General features: G+C 59.2%; 17 protein-coding genes. 6 read left to right on the top strand and 11 right to left on the bottom strand.

Annotated elements, in window-relative coordinates:
* The first annotated feature begins 146 nt into the window (after positions 1-146).
* Together AC0ZWN_RS02725 and AC0ZWN_RS02720 are read left to right on the top strand one after the other, a co-directional pair.
* Positions 147-1,037 (top strand): ATP-binding protein, encoded by an 891-nt coding sequence (locus tag AC0ZWN_RS02725; protein ID WP_095048448.1) that lies wholly within the window; start codon positions 147-149, stop codon positions 1,035-1,037.
* Complete coding sequence (locus AC0ZWN_RS02720) at positions 1,034-1,516, top strand: GAF domain-containing protein (RefSeq protein WP_093435133.1); 483 nt, start codon at positions 1,034-1,036, stop codon at positions 1,514-1,516. Before AC0ZWN_RS02725 ends, AC0ZWN_RS02720 begins: the two co-directional genes overlap by 4 nt.
* On the opposite strand, the gene AC0ZWN_RS02715 is transcribed toward AC0ZWN_RS02720, so the two are convergent.
* The 8 genes from AC0ZWN_RS02715 to AC0ZWN_RS02680 all read right to left on the bottom strand — a co-directional run bounded on the left by AC0ZWN_RS02715 (position 1,517) and on the right by AC0ZWN_RS02680 (position 12,887).
* Positions 1,517-4,462, bottom strand: coding sequence for an HD domain-containing phosphohydrolase (locus tag AC0ZWN_RS02715; protein WP_476333965.1), 2,946 nt, complete (start codon positions 4,460-4,462; stop codon positions 1,517-1,519). It lies immediately after the preceding gene.
* Between the two features lie 47 nt (positions 4,463-4,509).
* Positions 4,510-8,154, bottom strand: a complete 3,645-nt coding sequence (locus AC0ZWN_RS02710; RefSeq protein WP_476333964.1) for a transporter substrate-binding domain-containing protein — start codon at positions 8,152-8,154, stop codon at positions 4,510-4,512.
* Positions 8,155-8,162: 8 nt separating this feature from the next.
* Complete coding sequence (locus AC0ZWN_RS02705) at positions 8,163-8,789, bottom strand: response regulator transcription factor (protein ID WP_007908640.1); 627 nt, start codon at positions 8,787-8,789, stop codon at positions 8,163-8,165.
* 367 nt (positions 8,790-9,156) lie between these two features.
* Positions 9,157-10,485 carry a deoxyguanosinetriphosphate triphosphohydrolase gene (locus tag AC0ZWN_RS02700; RefSeq protein ID WP_093435126.1) on the bottom strand — a complete coding sequence of 443 codons (1,329 nt, stop codon included), beginning with the start codon at positions 10,483-10,485 and terminating at the stop codon, positions 9,157-9,159.
* Positions 10,486-10,561: 76 nt separating this feature from the next.
* Positions 10,562-11,725 (bottom strand): EAL domain-containing protein, encoded by a 1,164-nt coding sequence (locus AC0ZWN_RS02695; RefSeq protein ID WP_099756841.1) that lies wholly within the window; start codon positions 11,723-11,725, stop codon positions 10,562-10,564.
* 123 nt (positions 11,726-11,848) lie between these two features.
* Complete coding sequence (locus AC0ZWN_RS02690) at positions 11,849-12,187, bottom strand: hypothetical protein (protein ID WP_476333963.1); 339 nt, start codon at positions 12,185-12,187, stop codon at positions 11,849-11,851.
* Complete coding sequence (locus AC0ZWN_RS02685; protein WP_007908652.1) at positions 12,184-12,570, bottom strand: phage holin family protein; 387 nt, start codon at positions 12,568-12,570, stop codon at positions 12,184-12,186. The genes AC0ZWN_RS02690 and AC0ZWN_RS02685 overlap by 4 nt, the downstream gene beginning before the upstream one ends.
* Positions 12,571-12,572: 2 nt before the next feature.
* A complete protein-coding gene (locus tag AC0ZWN_RS02680; RefSeq protein WP_007908653.1) occupies positions 12,573-12,887 on the bottom strand; it encodes an ElaB/YgaM/YqjD family protein in 315 nt (104 codons plus the stop codon).
* 305 nt (positions 12,888-13,192) lie between these two features.
* Between AC0ZWN_RS02680 and AC0ZWN_RS02675 the strand changes: the two genes are divergently transcribed.
* Positions 13,193-14,401: an ammonium transporter gene (locus tag AC0ZWN_RS02675; RefSeq protein ID WP_476333961.1), complete on the top strand. Its 1,209-nt coding sequence runs from the start codon at positions 13,193-13,195 to the stop codon at positions 14,399-14,401.
* Here AC0ZWN_RS02675 and AC0ZWN_RS02670 read toward each other — a convergent pair.
* Positions 14,398-16,110: a cation:proton antiporter gene (locus tag AC0ZWN_RS02670; protein WP_476333959.1), complete on the bottom strand. Its 1,713-nt coding sequence runs from the start codon at positions 16,108-16,110 to the stop codon at positions 14,398-14,400. The genes AC0ZWN_RS02675 and AC0ZWN_RS02670 overlap by 4 nt on opposite strands.
* A gap of 207 nt (positions 16,111-16,317) precedes the next feature.
* Here AC0ZWN_RS02670 and AC0ZWN_RS02665 point away from each other — a divergent pair, with 207 nt between their 5' ends.
* From AC0ZWN_RS02665 to AC0ZWN_RS02655, 3 genes are all read left to right on the top strand, one after another.
* Positions 16,318-16,554: a glutaredoxin family protein gene (locus tag AC0ZWN_RS02665; RefSeq protein ID WP_116256544.1), complete on the top strand. Its 237-nt coding sequence runs from the start codon at positions 16,318-16,320 to the stop codon at positions 16,552-16,554.
* A 112-nt stretch (positions 16,555-16,666) separates the two neighbouring features.
* Complete coding sequence (locus AC0ZWN_RS02660; protein WP_093435111.1) at positions 16,667-16,984, top strand: transcriptional regulator; 318 nt, start codon at positions 16,667-16,669, stop codon at positions 16,982-16,984.
* 70 nt (positions 16,985-17,054) lie between these two features.
* Positions 17,055-17,945: a pseudouridine synthase gene (locus AC0ZWN_RS02655; RefSeq protein ID WP_476333958.1), complete on the top strand. Its 891-nt coding sequence runs from the start codon at positions 17,055-17,057 to the stop codon at positions 17,943-17,945.
* A gap of 80 nt (positions 17,946-18,025) precedes the next feature.
* On the opposite strand, the gene AC0ZWN_RS02650 is transcribed toward AC0ZWN_RS02655, so the two are convergent.
* Both AC0ZWN_RS02650 and mobA read right to left on the bottom strand, forming a co-directional pair.
* The gene (locus tag AC0ZWN_RS02650; RefSeq protein WP_007908660.1) at positions 18,026-18,247 is read right to left on the bottom strand and encodes a YgdI/YgdR family lipoprotein; all 222 of its coding nucleotides are present in this window, start codon (positions 18,245-18,247) and stop codon (positions 18,026-18,028) included.
* A gap of 78 nt (positions 18,248-18,325) precedes the next feature.
* Positions 18,326-18,928 (bottom strand): molybdenum cofactor guanylyltransferase MobA, encoded by a 603-nt coding sequence (gene mobA / locus AC0ZWN_RS02645; RefSeq protein ID WP_476333957.1) that lies wholly within the window; start codon positions 18,926-18,928, stop codon positions 18,326-18,328.
* Positions 18,929-18,953 lie beyond the last annotated feature (25 nt).

Raw genomic sequence — 18,953 nt, 5'->3', positions numbered from 1 at the left:
TTCCCTTCGCTGCTCAAGCATAGTCGATCATGTATGGATACCGAGGTTCCCGAATCGCCTTGTAACAAGGCTTGGTAGGGTGATTTTTATCTGTGTGTCGTCGCATGATTCACCATCATCACTGTGAACGTGCCCGAGGAGAAGACGTGGATTCCCGATTAAATGCTTTTCTTGAACGCGCCGAGTCGGTTCTGGCGCGTATCGAACCGTTGTTGCCGGCACCACGGCCGGTGATCGACTGGGGCACTTGTCTGGCGGCGCGCTGGCAACGCGACGGGCGCAGCGGCTATCTGATGCCGCTGGAAGTCAGCCTCGACATGCGCCTGTCCGACCTGATCGGCGTTGACCGTCAGCTCGAACAACTGGGGCGCAACACCCAGCAGTTTCTCGATGGCATGCCGGCCAACCATGCGTTGCTCTGGGGTTCGCGCGGTACCGGCAAGTCGTCGCTGGTGCGGGCCTTGCTGGCGGAACACGCCGCCGCCGGCCTGCGCCTGATCGAGATCGAGCGTGATCATCTGGCGGATCTGCCGCGGGTGGTCGAGCAGATCGGCAAGCTGCCACAACGCTTCGTGCTGTTTTGCGATGACTTGTCGTTCGAATCCGGTGAAGGCGATTATCGCGTTCTCAAAAGCGTGCTCGACGGCTCGCTTGAGCAGGCCCCGGACAATGTCTTGCTGTACGCCACCTCCAACCGCCGCCACCTGGTGCCGGAAAAGGAGAGCGATAACGAAAACTGGAAACGCGTCGACGGCGAACTGCATCCCAGCGAAGCCGTTGAAGACAAGATCGCGCTGTCGGACCGTTTCGGTCTGTGGCTGTCGTTCTATCCGTTTACCCAAGAACACTTCCTTAACGTCGTCGAACACTGGATCGGTCAGTTGGCCGCCAAGGCCGGCCTGAGCTGGCAGCGCGACGAAGCACTGGACATCCTCGCCGTGCGTTGGGCCACCGGCCGCGGTAATCGCAACGGACGTTGCGCGTACCAATTCGCCCGTTACTGGGTGGGACTGAAATTGTTGGAGCACAAGGCATGATTGATTTGCAACAAAGCGGCCAGGGCCTCGAAGGCTATGGCATGTTGGCCGCACAACTGGAATCGCTGCTGGCGGACGAGCGCGATTTCATCGCCAACGCCGCGCAGTTTTCGGCGTTTCTGTTCAACCAGCTCGATGACCTGAACTGGGCGGGCTTTTACCTCAATCGCAACGAAGAACTGGTGCTTGGTCCGTTCCAGGGGCAGATCGCCTGCGTGCGCATCCCGTTTGGCCGTGGTGTGTGTGGCGCGGCGGCGGCCACTCGGCAAACCCAGCGCGTTGAAGACGTACACGCGTTCCCGGGGCATATCGCCTGCGACAGCGCCTCGAACAGCGAACTGGTCGTACCGTTGGTCAAGGACGGTCGCCTGATCGGTGTACTCGACCTCGACAGCCCGAAGCTGGCGCGTTTTACCGCGCAGGATCAGGCTGGCATTGAGCAACTGGCAGCGATTTTCCTGCGTCTGACCGACTGCTGATCATGCGGTGAGGCCAGCCTTGTGCAACAGGCTGGCCGGATCGACGTTATCGATCTGTGCGGGATCGAGAAAACGCACGGCGTACTGCATGTAAACGCCTTCGTTGATGAACAATCCGAATAGCTGAGCATCGATGTGCGCCTCACGGCACATGGTGGCCATGATCGCCAAGGCCTCGCTCAGGGTTTTGGCCTTTTTATACGGGCGATCGGCTGCGGTCAGCGCCTCAAAGATATCGGCAATCGCCATCATCCGCGCGGGCAGGCTCATGTCCTCACGCTTCAGGCGTTTCGGGTAACCGGTGCCGTCCATTTTTTCATGATGACCGCCGGCAATTTCGGCAATGCTGTCGAGGTGGCCGGGGAAGGGCAGGTGGCTGAGCATCATGATCGTCTGCACCATGTGGTGATTGATCATGTAACGCTCTTCGCGGGTCAGGGTGCCACGGTTGATGCTCAGGTTGTACAGCTCGCCGCGATTGTATTTGTAGTGCGGTACATCCAGTTTGAAGCCCCATGGATTGTCTTCGGGGATCAACTCGTTCGGGTCGCGTTCAAGCAAGTGCTCTGGCTTGTCTGCCAAAAGCTTTTCACTGACCGGCAGATTCGGTGCCGGCGTGCGCGCCTGACGCCGGTTCTCTTCCCATGACACGCCCAAGCGGTCATCAAGGGTGCGCAGCCAGGTGCGTTGCGCCAGATGGTCAAGGCGCTGCAGATCCGCCTCTGCCATCGCTTCACTGCCCAGATTGCAGCGCGCGACAAACGTAAAATCGTCGTCCAGCGCCGTCAGCGTGGCATCGCGCAATTTGGCCAGTGCAGTCTCATCGCCGCCCAGAGCGCGCGCCTGCCAATAGCTGATCCAGGCATCACGCTTGAGCACTTCGAAACGCGTGCGAATTTCATGAATACGGTCGTTGATGGTTTCCAGTTTGGTGGCCTTGTCGACCACGTATTCCGGCGTCGTCACCTTGCCGCAGTCGTGCAGCCACGCGGCAATGTGCAAGGCTTCCCATTCGTCCTCGCTCGGTTGGTAGGCACTGAACGCCGGCGCCTCGCTTGCCGCTGCCGCCTGAGCGAGCATCAACGTCAACTCTGGCACGCGCTGACAATGGCCGCCGGTGTACGGACTCTTGGCGTCGATGGCGCCAGCGAGCAGTTGAATGAAGGCGTCGAGCAATTGCTTCTGGCGGGCTTGCAGGCGTTGGCTCTCGATGCTGACCGCCGCCGCGCCGGAGACAGCCTGGAGGAACGCGATGCGATCAGGGCGCAGTTTTTCCAGATCGGCTGCCGTGCCGCTGTCGCTCACCAGCAGAATCAGCAGGCCGATGGTTTCGTCGTGGCGGTTGTGCAGGCGGATGCCGATCAGATGGATGCGGGGCGATTGCATTGCCAGCAGGACCTTCTGCAAGTCGCCGGCCTGATCGACGCCGAAGTTGCTCACCACGTTATTGGCGCCGACCAATTGTTCAAACCACGCCGGCCCTTTGTTCTGCTGCAGGTCGTGGCCCTGAATGTCGAATGCTTCCAACGCCTGAGACGTACCATCGATCACCAGCCCGTATGGCTCCATGCGGCTGCTGTCGCTTTCACGCAGATAGATCAGCCCTGCCTGCGCCTGCGCAATCTGCACCGTTTCAAATAGCACCCGTTGCAGCAGCGGGGCGAAGCGGGTTTCGGCGCCGAGGGTGTCGGTAATCCGGAAGAAACTCGCCAGAGTGTCTTTCATCCGCGCCATCGACACGCTCAACTGGTCGACTTCAAGCACCGGCGAGCGGCGGGCCAGAGGAAAGTTGAAATCGAAACTGCGAATCGCGTCGGCTTCCTTGACCAGTGCATGCAACGGCTTGACCAGAATTCGCGAAATCACCCAGCCCAGCGGCAGGCACAGTAGCAGGGTCGCGAGGGTGATCAGCGCGCCTTGCCAGCGCAGGCGGTAGGCATCGATCAATAACTCGTCCTCGGGCACCAGCAGCGCCAACTGCAAACCTTTCGGACCGCCCTCCTGAATGTTGCTGCGGGCGACGATCCACTGGCGACCATCGGCTTCCAGGCGATTGCCTGTGGCTGCGCCGGACAACAGCGCATGCAAGCCCGGACTCAGATCCGCCGCTTTGGCCAGATGCGCGCCGCTACTGTCGACGATCAGGCGTTCGCTGTCGGGATAGGCCACGGCGTTGCCGTCGGCATCGAACAGGGCAATTTCGGTGGAGGGTGTGACGACATGTTTGCTCAGCGCCGCCGACAGGGCGACCAGCGTCAGGTCAGCACCGATGACGGCGTTCTCGCCGCTGCGTCGGGCCAGCGTCGTGCCGACATTGCGCGTGGAGAAAAACACGTAGGGCTCGGTGGTGATTTGTTCGTTTTGCTGGCGAGCATGGTTGAACCACGCACGGCTACGCGGATCGTAGCTGTCGTCGGGGTTGTCCTGGCGGCTGATCAGCGACAATGTCTGGTCAAAAAACAGCGATTGCGAGTGCACCGCGCCCTGCGGGTCATGTTCGATACTCCAGACCTGATACGCCGCCGCTTCAGGGGCCTTGAGCAATGTCTTGATGGCGGCGCTGCGCAGCGGACGCACCATGAAAAAATCGCCATTGGCATAACCCAGATATAGCGACGCCAGATTGGGATTGTCGCTGAGCGACTGGCTAAACGGTCGGAGCAAGGGCAAGCGTTGTTCAAGGCGCGCGGCCTGAGTGGCGGGGTCATCCGCCAGCAAACTCAGCAGGTGCCGAATCGGCTGATAGGTTGCGGACATGTCCAGACGTACGTCTTGTTCGATCCTTTCGAACAGCTTTTCGCTGCTCGACAGGATGATCTGCGTCGTCTGGTGGTAATTGAACAGGCCCAGTACGACCCCGGTGAGCAGCAACAGGAATGTGAACATGACGCTGATGTGTACATGCAGCGGAAACCGGCGTTGCTCCGGGCGCAGTGGGCTGGGCATTTCGGACTCTCCATGATGGTTAACTCACTGCTCAGCGCCAAGCATAGTTAAGGCAAGCTCATTGTGCTTCGATCCGACACCGCCAATTGTTGCTGTAATGCCTGCTCCAGTTCGAGCATGGCGCGGTTGATCGCCTCGCAACGGCGAGCAACTTCGTCTGTCGCCATGGCCTCGGCGCAGGCCTGCTCAAGGGCATCGCAACACTCGATTACGCGCGATGCCTGCGCGATACGTGCCGCGCCCTTGATTTTGTGAGCGACCACCGCCAGCGCCCCGCGATCCTGTTCTGGCGACAGCGCGAGCAGTTCCTCTCGGTCGAGACGGCTGCTTTTGAGCAATTCCGCCAGCAGACGGCGAGCCTGGGCCGGATTGCCACCGGTCAGCATGTTCAGGTTTTGCAGGTTGAAAGCCGGCGGCGCTGATGTCGGTGTGATGCCATCGACCCACTGGCTGAGCAGGCTCAGGCTCAGGGGTTTGAACAGGCAGTCGTTCATGCCGGCCTGCTTGCAGCGCTGGATTTCTTCGGGCTGCGCATTGGCCGTGAAACCCAGCACGGTGCATGGCGGACAGCGCGCCTGCAGTTCCTGCTGTCGAATGGCGCGGGTCAGTTCATAGCCATTCATCAACGGCATGTTGCAGTCGACAATCACCAGATCGAAGTGGCCGGTCTTCCACAGTTCCAGGCCGCTACAACCGTTCTCGGCAATGCTGAAGTGATGGCCGAGAAACTCCAGTTGTTGACACATCAGCAGGCGATTGGCGGGATGGTCGTCCACTACCAACACGCGTAAGGGGGTCTGCGATGCCTTGATTGGGGATTCACTTTTGACCGTGCTCAGCTGTATCGGCAGCGTTTCCAGTGCCAGCGAGACGCAGACCTGGGTGCCGATGCCAGGCTGGCTGCTCAATTGCAATTGCCCGCCCATCATTTCGCACAGGTTGCGGCTGATCACCAGCCCCAGGCCGGCACCACCTCTGCCTTGCTGGCTGCTGTTTTCCGCTTGGGCAAACGGTTCGAACAAGCGCTGCTGATCCTCGGCACTGATACCGACGCCGCTGTCCTGTACGGTCAGCTGCATCAGGGCGCGGGCAGGTACATCGGTGTTCATGAGGTCGAGGGTGATCCGCACATGCCCCTGCTCAGTGAATTTGATCGCATTGCTGACCAGATTCGACAGCACCTGCTTGAAACGCAGTGGGTCCAGATGCACATCGACGGCCAGATCCGGTGGGTTGAAGATGACTTGCAGGGAGAGGTTTTTCTGCCGGGCGAGACCGTCGAAGATCCTGGCGACTGACGTCACCGTATCGACCAGATTGACCCGTTCCGGGCAAAGACTCAGACGCCCGGATTCGATCCGTGCGATGTCGAGAATGTCGCCGATCAAACCCAGCAAGTCCTTGGCCGAGTGGTACGCGGTGTCGATGGATGAGCGATCCGGATGCTGCGGATCCATGCGTTTGAGCGTTAGTTCGAGCATGCCGATCACCGCGTTCATCGGCGTGCGGATCTCGTGGCTCATGGTCGCCAGAAAGGTGCTTTTCGCCCGGTTGGCCTCATCCGCCCGTTCTTTGGCCGTACGCAACTCGTCGAACAGCTGGCGGCGCTCGCTGATGTCGATCCAGCCGCCAATGATGCCTTTCACCTCACCGCTGGAGTCGCGGTACGGCAGTATCCAGTGATAGATCGTCAGACGCCGGTTGCCGATGTGCAGGGGCCGGTCGACGACCATCGGCGTGCCTTCGGCGATGACACGCTGGTAATCGGCCTGAAAGGCCTGGGCCTCGAAGGCATTGCTCAGGGAGCCATCGATGACGTTTTTGCCGATGACATCCTCGCGGCGGGCATTGAATGCTTCGAGATAGCTCTCATTGCAACTTTGCAACCGGCCCTGGCGGTCGCGCACGTAAATTGGATGCGGTGTGCCGTCGACCAGCGAACGCATGAATTCGAACTGGTCGTTCAGCGCTCGTTCGGCAGCCTGGCGTTTTTTGATCTGGTGGCGCATGTAAGCGTTCCAGACCAGCAGCAACAGCAGTAACAGGAAAGCGCCGATGATCACTTGATAGAACAGGCGTTGGTAGTTGTGCCAGATGTTCTGCGAGACAGTCGAGTAACCGCGCCAGCGTCCATTGATCACCCCCAGTTCGTCGGGGGCGATGCTCAACAACGCCTTGTTGATGATCGACGTCAGTTCCGTGTTGTCCCGCGCGGTCGCCAGTGAAAACGCCGCCTGACCCGTGCCGATCGTGGTGGTGATCTGCAGCGCCTGATTGAAGATTCGTGAAGAAATGAAGTAGTTGGCAATCACCAGCGAGTTCACCGCACCGTCGACATGGCCTTCAGCGAGCTGGGACACCGCGCTGAACGTATCTGCCGTTTCGATCAACTGGATGCGCGGATATTCCCGACGCAGGTACTCGACCATCGGATTGCCTTGGGCAATCGCCAGTCGCTTGCCCTTGAGCTTGCCCAGATTGGTCGGACCATCCGCGCTTTTGCGGGTCAGCAGAACGTAGGAGTTTTCCAGATAGGGACGACTGAAATTGAGGGTTTTCTCGCGCTCCGCCGTCGGCAGTAATGCGGCGATCAGATCGGCTTGATGACGGTCGATCTGCTGGATCATTTCCGCGTCGTTGCGGCTGCGACGGATCTCGAAACGCAGGCCGGTGCGCAGGCGGATCAGCTCGAGCAGGTCGGCACTGATGCCGCGAAAATTACCGTCGTTGTCAAAGAATGTCAGCGGCGCGAACGCTTCATTGACCACCACACTGACGACCGGATGTTGTTTGAGCCACGCTTCTTCGCGCTGGGTCAGTTGCAGTTTCCGGTCGGTGAGCAGCAGATCACTGCCAGCGCTCCAGCGCTTGGCAATATTGTCACGCTCACTGGCCGGCACAGCTTTTAGTACTGCATCGATGATCGCCAGCAGTTGTGGGTTGTTGCGGCGCACGGCGAAGCTGAATCCCTGGGCTTCCTGCTTGCCGAAATTGGCCATGCGCACGTTGTTCAGATAACCCTTGTTGATCATGTAGTGAGTTGAAAGCGTGTCGCCGAGAAACACATCGGCCTGATCGAACGCCACGGCGTTGATTGCATTCTGGTAGGAGGGGTAGCAGGTGATGAGCGCTTTGGGGTACAGCGCTTTGACTTCGGGCAACGGCAGATAGTGATAGACCATGCTCAATCGCAGCCCGGCCAGGCCTTCGGTGAGTGAGCGGGTTTCGTCCTCGCGGGTAACCAGCACCGGCATGTCAACGGCGTAGGGTATCGACAGCGCCAGGTTGGCATTGCCCGCTTCGAAACCGTTCGCGGTACCGAGCAGGTCGATCCGGCCATCGACCAGTGCGCTAATCGCCGCGTCCCGAGAGGGAAAGCGCTGCACCCGGATCGGTAGACCGGTGGCCTGGCCGAGGAGCCCGGCGTAATCGGCCGTCAGACCTTCGTAATCCTTGCCGCTGGTCGTCATGTCAAAAGGCGGGTAGTCGGGCGCGGAGGTGCCGACGACCAGTTCGTTACGTGTCAGCAGCCACTGCCGTTGGGAGTGTTCGAGCGTGACCGGCACTGGCTCGTCCGCCGACCGGCTGAGCAAGGCATAGTCAGGTGAGCTGCCGGGCATGGCGAACACATTGGCGCTCAGGTAAAAACCTGCGCTCAACGCAATTAAATAGTCCTTTAAACGGCTAGGCATGCGGGCTCTCACACGAGTGCGTTTCGTTTGGCCATCTCGATAAGTTCTACAAGGGATTTGGCCTTGAGTTTTTGCATCAGACGTTTTTTGTAGGTGCTGACGGTTTTATTACTCAGAAACATGCCCTTGGCTATTTCCTTGTTAGTGCGACCCTGGGCGAAAAGTTGCAAGACCATCAACTCGCGATCATTAACGGATTTGAATAATTCAAGTTCGGCAAAACGGATGTCGTCGCTGCGCACCGGATTCAATGCCTGGCTGGGGAAATAGTTGTAACCGGACAGTACCGCTTTGATCGCACTGACCAGTTCACTCAAGTCTTCCTGTTTACAGACATAACCCGATGCGCCGGATTGCATGCAGCGAATGCCGAACAGCGTCGGACACTGTGCCGTCAGGATCAGGATCTTTAACGGGGAACCCATGGCATTGAAGCGAGCCAGTACTTCGAGGCCATCCAGCTTGGGGATGCTCACATCGAGAATGACCAGATCGGGCATGCACTCGCGCACCATTTGCATGGCATCGACTCCGTTATCGGTTTCACCGACGACCTTGTAACCTTCATGCTCCAGCAGCATTCGAACGGCGAGACGGATGACCGGGTGATCGTCGACAATAAAAACGGAGTTCATAATCAAATCCCATGCAAGCACGAATAAAGCGCGCACCTTAGCTCAGTTGAATGAGCACTCGCATGAAGTGACATGGCTTCAGTCACGATATCGGATTAATCCTACAATTAATGAAGAAACGGACTACAACCAAACTAGGTTTGACGTAAGGAAGTGCTGGATTTGAACGGGCTTATAGTTTGACTTGAATGATTTGCAAGTACTGGCCGTAAATGGCTTTTTAAAGATGTTTAAAGTTGCTGATTCGTCGGCGCAATAATTGCCGCTATTCCAGCCATATCAGACGCCAGTCGACACTTGTGGGTCGATAATCACAGGCTGTGTGGATACGGGCGGCCATCGTTATGGCCGCCCGTAGGCGAGCGGGTCAGTGACTGGAGCGCCCGGTCATTTCCAGCGCCATGTCGCTGGCGTAGCTGTCGGTCATGCCGGCGATGAAATCGATCATGCGCAGAAACGACGTGTGTAACGATCCCTGCGGATCCGGTGCGTTACTGCCCAGCAGATCGAGAATGCGCCGGCTTTTGAATGACGGTGTACGACCGTTGTGTTGTTCCAGCGCCGCGCCGCAGAACGAGTTGAGCAGAATCTCGAGCGTTGTATAGGCGCCGATTTCATGCAGGGTTTTGCGTTTGTCCTGAAAGATTTTCTTGCGGGCGATGTCCTTGGCATTCAGCACGCAACGCTTGGCCGGGCCGTGCATGTGCTCGACCAGATCGCCGTGCAGCGTGCCGGCGAGGAGGGCGTCCTGTTGCTCGACAAAGGCCCGTGCGGCGGCGTTGGTCAAATGCTCGATGGCCTTGCCGCGCAGGATCGCCAGTTTGCGTCGGCGCGAATCCTGCGGGCCGAGCTGGCGATAGGTTTCCGGCAGATCATCACCCACCAGCCCGAGCAGCAGCGATTCGACTTCGGCGTACTCCAGCAGCTCCATTTCGAGACCGTCTTCGAGATCAATCAGCGCGTAGCAGATGTCGTCGGCGGCTTCCATCAGGTACACCAGCGGATGACGCGCCCAGCGCTGGTCTTCGATTTGCGGCAGGCCCAGTTTGTGGGCGATCTGCTCGAGCAGCGGCAACTCGCTCTGATAGCAGCCGAATTTGTGTTTCTTGTAGCCCAGGGAGTCGGCGTGGCGCGCGGTCCACGGGTACTTCAGGTAAGTGCCGAGGGTGGCGTAGGTCAGTCGGGTGCCGCCGTCGAACTGGTGATACTCCAGCTGAGTCAGGACCCGGAAACCCTGGGCATTGCCTTCGAAATTGAGGAAGTCGGCGCGTTCGGCTTCGCTCATGCCGTCGAGCCAGCCGCGTCCGGCGGCCTGCTGGAACCAGTGGCGGATGGCGTCTTCACCGGAATGACCAAACGGCGGATTGCCGATATCGTGGGCCAGACACGCCGATTGCACCACCATGCCGAGATCGGCCGGGTCGCACCATTCGGGCAAGGCATTGCGCAGGGTTTCACCCACCCGCATGCCCAGCGAACGGCCGACGCAACTGACTTCCAGCGAGTGGGTCAGGCGCGTGTGAATATGATCGTTGCTGGTGACCGGGTGGACCTGGGTCTTGCGCCCGAGACGGCGGAAGGCGCCGGAGAAGATGATGCGGTCATGGTCTTTGTGGAAAGGGCTGCGGCCAAGTTCTTGCGGGCTGTGCAGCGGCTTGCCGAGGCGTTCGCGGTTGAGCAGGGTGTGCCAATCCAAGGCTGATTCTCTCCGTCAGGTGACTGGGGGCGTTGGCCCCTAGCTTCCCGGTTCACGTCCGCCCCTGCAAGCGGAACTACAGTCCGGCGGCGTCAATGTCGATCAGCAGCAAACGTTCACCGTTGTCGAAAAACTGCCCGGCTGTCAGGCAGTACTGATTGCTGGTGGCATCGCGGTAGGTATTGGAGAGCGTCAAGCGCCGCTCCTCCCAACCTTCGGCGAGCAAATGATAGAAGTACGGGCGCCACGACCAGTTGTGCCCCAGATAGCGATTGTCGGCGACCCAGCCATGCTGCCGCCATTCCAGATTGGGCGTCAGTTGCGTGCCGTGGCGATCGCATTGATAAAACCGCAGCAGCCAGGGGAAGGCGTCCAGTTGTGGCAAAGCGCTCAAAGGGGCATGGGCCTGAGCCCAGGCTTGCAGGATCGACATCAGTTCAGCGAGTTGCTGGCGCATTTGCATCAGTCGTCCGCGCTCCACGAGTTTCTGCCGGACATAGCGCTGGCGCAGCTCGGCGAAGCGTTGGACGAACGCGTCACTGGGGAAAAACGCCTCCTGTGCCCGTGCGAACAGGAATCCCTGCACATAGCGCGATCCGCATTCCAGGGCGAAATTCAACTGCGCTTCGGTCTCGACGCCTTCGGCGATGATCCAGCAGCCGGTCTTCTCGGCCATCTGCGCGAGGGCCTTGACCACGTCGCTGCTCGGCCCGCCCAGTGCCGCGGCCTGGAACAGGCGCATATCGAGTTTGAGAATGTCCGGTTGCAGCGCCAGCACCCGATCCAGTTGCGAGTAGCCGGCGCCAAAGTCGTCGATGGCGATTCTTGCTCCCGCCTCGCGATAGCGCGCGACGACTTCGGCCAGACGTTGACCATTGCCACCCAGTTCGGTGATCTCGAAGACGATGCGTTGCGGATCGATGTCGTAGCGTGCCAATTGCTTGAGACTGGGCAAGGCCTGATCGGCGCGCAGGCGACTGATCCAGCGTGGCGACATGTTCAGGCTGAGAAACCAGTCTGCCGGCGCTTCATGCAAGCGGCTCAAGGCGTTATCGCGGATCTGCCGGTCGAGACGGCGCAGGGCAATGGCGGGCGTGCGCGGGTCGGCGAATAGAGGCCCAACCGAGTTCAGTTGACCGTCGGCCTGGCGCAGGCGCCCCAGTGCTTCGACGCCGGCAATGCGTCCGGTGGCGGTATCGATGAAAGGCTGAAAGCAGGCGAGCGGTTGCCCGTCGATCACGGGGCCTCCTTAGTGGTTCTTGTTCTGGTGAACCCCGCCGACCGGGTAGGCGCACGGGATCGAATCTCCGGATAAAGAGATTCATCCCGCCGACAGTGCAAGAATGTAGCCAGATGTATCTGTTTAGCGTTTCGCCGAGCTCTGCATCACCAGTTTGATCAGCGGCCCCAGGCTGGTGCCGAGCCGGATCAAGCGGGTCAGGCCACCGACACCGCCGCTTTTCGCGCCTTTGCCGGTGACGAATCCCAATAGCGTAACGGCGGCCACGCCCCACAAAGGCGCGTGTTTGATGCCGAAACCACCTTGCAGATTTTGCGACATGCCGCGCATGCGCTGCAGAGGCTGCATCACTTGCCCGGCTTCATGGCGGATTTCCTGACGATGCATTTCCATGCGCAGGCGGATCAACGCCTTGCGCATTTCCCGACGCGAGCTGTTGTGTGGCAGTTCAGGCAGGCTCATGGCAGCAGGCGCTCCCGGTCGTTGGCCAGCTCTTCGAGCGTGCCGTGGAAAGGCGAGGACTCATCGAAGATCGCAGCCTTGAGGCGCAGCGCGCAGAAGATCGAGGCCAGGGTATAGAACACGCACAGGCCGATGATCGCAGCAAGGCGATAAGTGTCCCAGAACACAATCATCACCAGTGTCGATAAGCCCACCAGTAATAACAGGGCAAAAACCAACGCCAGGCCTGCGAACAGTAACAGGCTGACGGTACGTGATTTCTGCTCCTGCAATTCAATGCCGAACAATTCGACATGGCTGTGCAGCAGACCGAGAACGGCGGCGCCCAGGCGTCGCGTGGAAGAGGCGGTGCCCGCAGTCGGGCCGGATTCACCGATCGACATAATCAGCGCCGGGTAGCCAGCAGGCCGATCAGGAAGCCGACACCGGCGGCAATACCGACGGACTGCCAAGGGTTGGCCGAGACGTAATCTTCGGTGGCAGTGACCGCCGCCTGGCCGCGATCACGCAAGGTTTCTTCGGTCAGTTTCAAGGTTTCGCGGGCGCGCAGCAGGCTGTCGTGAATCTGCTCGCGCAGCTCATCGGCCTGATCGCCGGCCAGGGTGGCGGTGTGCTCGAGCAAGCGCTCGGTGTCGGCGACCAAAGTCTGGAAGTCGTTCATCAGGATTTCTTGAGCGGTCTTTGCCTTGATGCTGGCCATGGGTGGATCTCCGTAAGTGACGTCTGAAGCGTTCGAGTATGAGCCTTGCGCGAAGGTTCAGTACAAATGACTGGTACAACTTTTGCTGTGTCGTGGTGCGTTCCCCGGCGGTTGTGCGCTGTCGCCGGGCGTGCGCATTGAGAAACCTTATCCCAAACAAGCCCGGTTCGTGTCAGGACATCGACCTCGTGCGCCAAAGCGGTTCGCCGGACCTTCGGATCTGTGACTGCGTGGTCGCAACTTGGTGCATGAAATGTGCGCATGAACCGCTTTGGTGCCTTTTTCGCCTTTAGGTCTGCCTGCTTATGGAAAATCTGCAAAGCGCTGTGGACACCCTGGTTCACAGCTCCAATACCTTGTTCATTCTGATCGGTGCGGTGATGGTGCTGGCGATGCATGCCGGTTTCGCCTTTCTGGAAGTCGGCACGGTGCGCCAGAAAAACCAGGTCAATGCACTGTCGAAAATTCTCAGTGATTTCGCCGTCTCGACCCTGGCCTATTTCTTTATAGGCTATTGGATTTCCTATGGCGTGACGTTTATGCAGCCGGCGGTGGTACTGAGTGCCGATCACGGTTATGGACTGGTGAAGTTTTTCTTCCTGCTGACCTTTGCCGCAGCGATCCCGGCGATCATTTCCGGCGGTATCGCCGAGCGCGCGCGTTTCGTGCCGCAGTTGTGCGCCACGGCCTTGATTGTCGCGTTCATCTACCCCTTTTTCGAGGGCATGATCTGGAACGGCAACTACGGTTTGCAAGCGTGGCTGACGGCACAGTTCGGTGCCGCTTTCCATGACTTTGCCGGTTCCGTGGTGGTGCACGCCATGGGCGGTTGGCTGGCGCTGGCGGCGGTATTGCTGCTGGGGCCCCGTAATGGCCGTTATCGCGACGGTCGTCTGGTGGCGTTCGCACCGTCGAGCATTCCCTTTCTGGCCTTGGGTTCGTGGATTCTGATTGTCGGCTGGTTCGGCTTCAACGTGATGAGCGCGCAGACGCTGCAAGGCGTCAGTGGCCTGGTGGCGGTCAATTCGTTGATGGCGATGGTCGGCGGCACCATGGCGGCGCTGCTTGTCGGACGTAATGACCCGGGCTTTCTGCATAACGGCCCGTTGGCAGGGTTGGTGGCGATCTGTGCCGGGTCGGATCTGATGCATCCGGTCGGCGCGCTGGTGACTGGCGCGATCGCCGGTGCACTGTTTGTCTGGTGCTTTACCGCCGCCCAGGTGAAATGGCGCATCGACGATGTCTTGGGTGTGTGGCCATTGCACGGGTTGTGCGGCGTGTGGGGCGGGATTGCCTGCGGGATCTTCGGCCAGACTGCGCTCGGCGGTATTGGCGGCGTCAGCTTGATCAGCCAGTTGATCGGCACCGCGCTGGGTGTTGCGGTGGCGCTGATCGGTGGCTTCGCTGTGTACGGCGTGATCAAGGCGCTGCACGGGCTGCGCCTGAGTCAGGAACAAGAGTATTACGGCGCCGACCTGTCGCTGCACAAGATCGGCGCGGTAAGTCAGGATTAAGTCTCGGCATCGTCGCTACCGGGATAAAAACCGTGAAGCAGGCGATACCGATCGATGCGCACCTGATCGACTTTTTCCTGCACCTGATGCGCCGGCAAGCCGAGCATGATCAAGGCGTGAGAGGCGAGCATCAGGCTCGATTCCAACAGTTCCGGCACCACTTCGGTGGCGCCGGCGGCTTTCAGTTCGGCCCACTGGCTGTCGTCGCGGGTACGCACCAATATCGGCACGTGGGCGTTGAGCCGACGTGCTTCCTTGAGGATACGCAGGGCAATGTCGCTCTGATCCACAGCAACCACCAGCAGTCTGGCGCGTAGCAGGCCCACGGCGGTCAGCAGGTCGCCGCGCGACGAGTCGCCGTAATGCACGTCGCTTTCTCCACTGGCGGCTTCCTGTACCCGCACCGGGTCATTGTCCAGCGCAATAAAAGGCTGCTTGGCGTTGCGCATGAAACGACCGATGGATTGGCCGACGCGGCCGTAGCCGCAAATCACCACATGCTTGTTGAGGTCGGCATTGAGTGCGCTGATCTCTTCGATCTGCGCCTCCTGATTGGGTTTGCGATGCAGCACTGCTGCGATGCGTGGCGCTGCGCGCAGCAACAGGGGCGTCAACAACATCGAGCAGAACGTCGCTGCGAGCAGCAGGTCGCTCAGTGCTTCGGGCATCATGCTGTGTTGCTGCATCTGTGCCATCAGGGCGAAGCAGAACTCGCCCCCCTGGGCCAGCGCCAGACCGCTGCGCCATGCTGTTTCGCTGTCACTGCCGCGCCACTTCACCAGCAGGGCCACGACGATACCCTTGATCACCATCAAACCGACGGTGAGCCCGAGGATCAGCAGGCTGTGACTGACGAACAGTTGCAGGTCGATGAGCATGCCGATGCTGACGAAAAACACCCCGAGCAGAATGTCGCGGAACGGCCGGATATCCGCCTCGATCTGGTGTCGATAGTGGCTTTCACCGAGCAACATGCCGGCCAGAAATGCACCAAGGGCAGGGGACAGCCCCAGCAGGTGCGTTAGCCACGCGGTCAACAGCACAATCACCAGCGCCAGCAGCACAAACAGTTCTGCCGAGCGTGACGCGGCCACTTCATGAAACAGCCTCGGCAGTAACCAGCGACTGGCCAGCAGCAGACCGACGAACAGCACCACGGTTTTCGCCAGGGTCAAAGGCAACGCCCAGTACCAGACTTGCTCGCTGCTGCCGGCGAACACCGGCACCAACGTCAGCAGCAATACCGCGATAACGTCCTGAAACAGCAAAACGCCGACAGCATTCTGGCCATGACTGCTGAACACCTCGCCGAGGCTGCCCAATTCTTTGGTCACAATCGCCGTTGATGACAGCGAAAGTCCGGCACCGAGCAACAGCGCCGGCGTCATCGGCATGCCCAACAGCATCAGCAGCAAACCGAGCAGTGCGGTGCTGATCAGCACCTGCTGGCTGCCGAGACGAAACACCACCTGGCGCAGGGCGATCATCTTCGACAGGGAGAATTCCAGGCCCAGTGAGAACAACAGAAACACCACGCCCAGCTCGGCTACGTCAGGCAAGTGTTCGCTTTCGTTGACCCAGTCGAAGGCACTCGGCCCGACCAGCAGTCCCACGCACAGGTAACCCAGAACCGGTGGCAACCGCAGGCGACGGAACAGGGCAATGACCACGAGGGACGAGGCGAGAATGATCAACAGATTGGCAAACACTGGACACTCCGATGGCAGATCAGGCTTTTCAAGCGTAGAGGCAAAAAGACCGGGAGGATCGCGCAAATGATTTTTCTGTGGACTGATTTGCGTCAGGGTTTTGCCTGTGACCCTTTGTTGAGGGGCTGGAGCCTTTGGGCGGCGCTGGCTCGACGGGTTTTCAGGTGCGGCCTAGAATAGGCCCACTCATTTTTTGGTTGAGCAATCATGCCTCCTGAATGTCAGCTGTTCGGCACCCTTGGATGCCACTTGTGTGAAGTCGCCGAAGCCGAGCTGATGCCTCTTGTCGAGCATGGTTTGTTGGTTGAACTGGTCGATATTGCTGAGGATGAGGCTTGGTATGCGGCTTATAGCCTGCGGATTCCGGTGTTGCGCCGTGTCGACAGCGGGGCTGAGCTGGACTGGCCATTCAGCGCTGATGAGGTCGTTGCGTTTCTGGGTTAATCCGCATTTTCTGGTTTATCCCGCCGGTCGCTACTGCCATGCATTCCTTGGCATTTTGCGTTTTCATCGGTTACTGTATGTTCATACAGTAAATGCGTCAGAGGGATGAACCGTGGTCAATGTCGAACAGTTGAAAAACAGCGTGAACCGGATGTCGGTTGACGTGGTGCGCGAGGCCGTTCTCGAATTGCGCCTGGACGGGCTGGTCACGGAAGGCAAGACGCCGTTCAACAAGCTGCATTTCAATACTTGCTTTGCCGAAATCGAGGCCTTGTTTCAGCGTGCCGGTTACCACAAGCAACTGGATGTGGTCGGTTATCAGGGGCTGCTCTACGCCTTGTACGATCCGGGCCGCTGGGAGGCAGTTGATGTATTGCGCTGGCTCAAGGAATTCACTGATGCCGCAGCGCTGAAAACAATTCCGGCCTGAACATTCTGCGCTAGGTTCGTTTCCCTCAGTGCTGGATAATGCCGCCCTGCATTGAGGGTTCGATTTTCGTATGTCCACATCTACATTTTCCGCTGCTCAGAATCAGGCGAGCACACTTTATCTGCCGCCCGGTAAATGGCTGACCGTACTCGATTGCCTGTGCGAGCATTTCAGCGCCATTGACCGTGAGCAATGGCTGGACCGCATCGCTCGGGGACGTGTGCTGGACGGCCATGGCCAGCCGATCCCGGTGGACTTGCCTTACAAGGAAGGTTTGCGGATTCATTATTTTCGCGAAGTGCCGGACGAGAAGCCGATCCCGGTAGTCGAGTCGATTCTGTATGCAGACGAACATCTGGTGGTGGCTGACAAACCGCATTTTCTGCCGGTGACGCCCGCCGGCGAATACGTTGAGCAAACCCTGTTGCGCAGGCTGATTCATCGCCTGGACAATCCTCACTTGGTGCCGCTGCACCGCATCGACCGGCATACGGCGGGACTGGTGATTTTCTCGGCCAATCCGCAAACCCGATCGGCTTATCAGTCGCTGTTCCCCACGCGGCAGATCGACAAGCGTTATGAGGCCATCGCTCCGGCACTGCCCGATCTGAATTTCCCCTTGGTGCACAAAAGCCGTCTGGTCGATGGCGAACCGTTTTTCCGCATGCAGGAAGGCGTGGGTGCCAGCAATACCGAAACGGCGGTGGAGGTTCGGGAAAAGCATGGCGATTTGTGGCGTTATGGATTGTTTCCGGTGACCGGCAAGAAACATCAACTGCGCGTCCACATGGCTGCGCTGGGGGCGAGCATCTGCAACGATCCGTTTTATCCGCAGGTGTTGAAAGACGTCGAGGACGATTACGCCAATCCGCTGAAGCTGCTGGCGCAAGGCCTGCGGTTTATCGACCCGGTGACCGGTGAGGAGCGCGAATTCGAGAGCCGGATCACCTTGCAGTGGTGATATCGACTTCACTTTTCGAGCGCCCATGAAAAAGCCCGCAATCAATGCGGGCTTTTCTGTATCCGGTGTCGATCCAGAGCTTACAGCTCTTTAACGGTACGAACCTGATCCTTGTTGATGCGGGTTTCTTTGCCGTCCAGCTGTTTGAACTCGTAGAAGCCCGAATCGTCATCGTATTTCGGGGTGTCGACGGCCTGGATTTCGCGACCGTCATTCAAGGTGATCACTGTAGGCGACGAGCAACCGGCGAGGGTGGCAAGGCCCAGTGCGAGCATGAAAGTGGCGAGGGTCCGTTGAGTCATGGGTGTGTCTCCGAATGGGAATTCTTTTGGTTACTGAGCTTGAGACGTATACAAGGCTTGAGAGTTCCTTGAATGGTGTCAGTCTGACACAGTGTTGTGGGAATTTAACAGTTCGGGGGTGTTCAGGTTGGCCAGCCGCGGGTCGTTGTCAGGGCACTCCAGGGCAGTGGCGCCGAGACCGCGCATGACTCGGCCGGGGCTGCGTTCACCGGCATTCCAGGCATCTTCGAAAGCCGTTAGAAGAGCCACCGGAATCACACACAGCAAGGGTTCCCAATGCTCGTCATGGCGCAACATTAAAGGTTTTTCAGCATGCTGATTGGCAGTCTCGCGCATGCTTTGCAGTAGCGCGGCGTCAATTCGCGGAACGTCGCACGGCAAAACCAGCAGGTGGCTATGGCGCGCCGCTTTGAGACCGGCACGAATACCCGCCAATGGCCCCGGAAAATCGCCCTCGTCGTCGACCACCAATTGATCGGCAAACGGTGCGTAACGCTCGCGGTTGCGGTTGCAGGAGATGATCAGGTCGTCAGTCAGCCCGCGTACCTTACGCTGCAAATGTGCAATCAACGGTTCGCCCAGCCACTCGACCAGGCCTTTGTCCTGACCGCCCATGCGTTGGCCGCGCCCGCCTGCCAGGAGCAGAATGGAGCAGGGGGGCAATTGCGAATCGCGGGTCATGGCTGCTCTCCAGAGGGGCGGCGAA

This window comes from Pseudomonas sp. 3B-A001-10F, from assembly GCF_056313565.1.
This window is presented reverse-complemented; position numbering and strand designations above follow the sequence as displayed.

Bases quoted from the DNA above. Each gene is read 5' to 3' on its own strand.
- mobA (WP_476333957.1), bottom strand. From the start codon at position 18,928: ATGACCCGCGATTCGCAATTGCCCCCCTGCTCCATTCTGCTCCTGGCA.
- AC0ZWN_RS02685 (WP_007908652.1), bottom strand. From the start codon at position 12,570: ATGTCGATCGGTGAATCCGGCCCGACTGCGGGCACCGCCTCTTCCACG.
- AC0ZWN_RS02655 (WP_476333958.1), top strand. From the start codon at position 17,055: ATGTCCACATCTACATTTTCCGCTGCTCAGAATCAGGCGAGCACACTT.
- AC0ZWN_RS02650 (WP_007908660.1), bottom strand. From the start codon at position 18,247: ATGACTCAACGGACCCTCGCCACTTTCATGCTCGCACTGGGCCTTGCC.
- AC0ZWN_RS02675 (WP_476333961.1), top strand. From the start codon at position 13,193: ATGGAAAATCTGCAAAGCGCTGTGGACACCCTGGTTCACAGCTCCAAT.
- AC0ZWN_RS02680 (WP_007908653.1), bottom strand. From the start codon at position 12,887: ATGGCCAGCATCAAGGCAAAGACCGCTCAAGAAATCCTGATGAACGAC.
- AC0ZWN_RS02705 (WP_007908640.1), bottom strand. From the start codon at position 8,789: ATGAACTCCGTTTTTATTGTCGACGATCACCCGGTCATCCGTCTCGCC.
- AC0ZWN_RS02715 (WP_476333965.1), bottom strand. From the start codon at position 4,462: ATGCCCAGCCCACTGCGCCCGGAGCAACGCCGGTTTCCGCTGCATGTA.
- AC0ZWN_RS02665 (WP_116256544.1), top strand. From the start codon at position 16,318: ATGCCTCCTGAATGTCAGCTGTTCGGCACCCTTGGATGCCACTTGTGT.
- AC0ZWN_RS02720 (WP_093435133.1), top strand. From the start codon at position 1,034: ATGATTGATTTGCAACAAAGCGGCCAGGGCCTCGAAGGCTATGGCATG.
- AC0ZWN_RS02710 (WP_476333964.1), bottom strand. From the start codon at position 8,154: ATGCCTAGCCGTTTAAAGGACTATTTAATTGCGTTGAGCGCAGGTTTT.
- AC0ZWN_RS02690 (WP_476333963.1), bottom strand. From the start codon at position 12,187: ATGAGCCTGCCTGAACTGCCACACAACAGCTCGCGTCGGGAAATGCGC.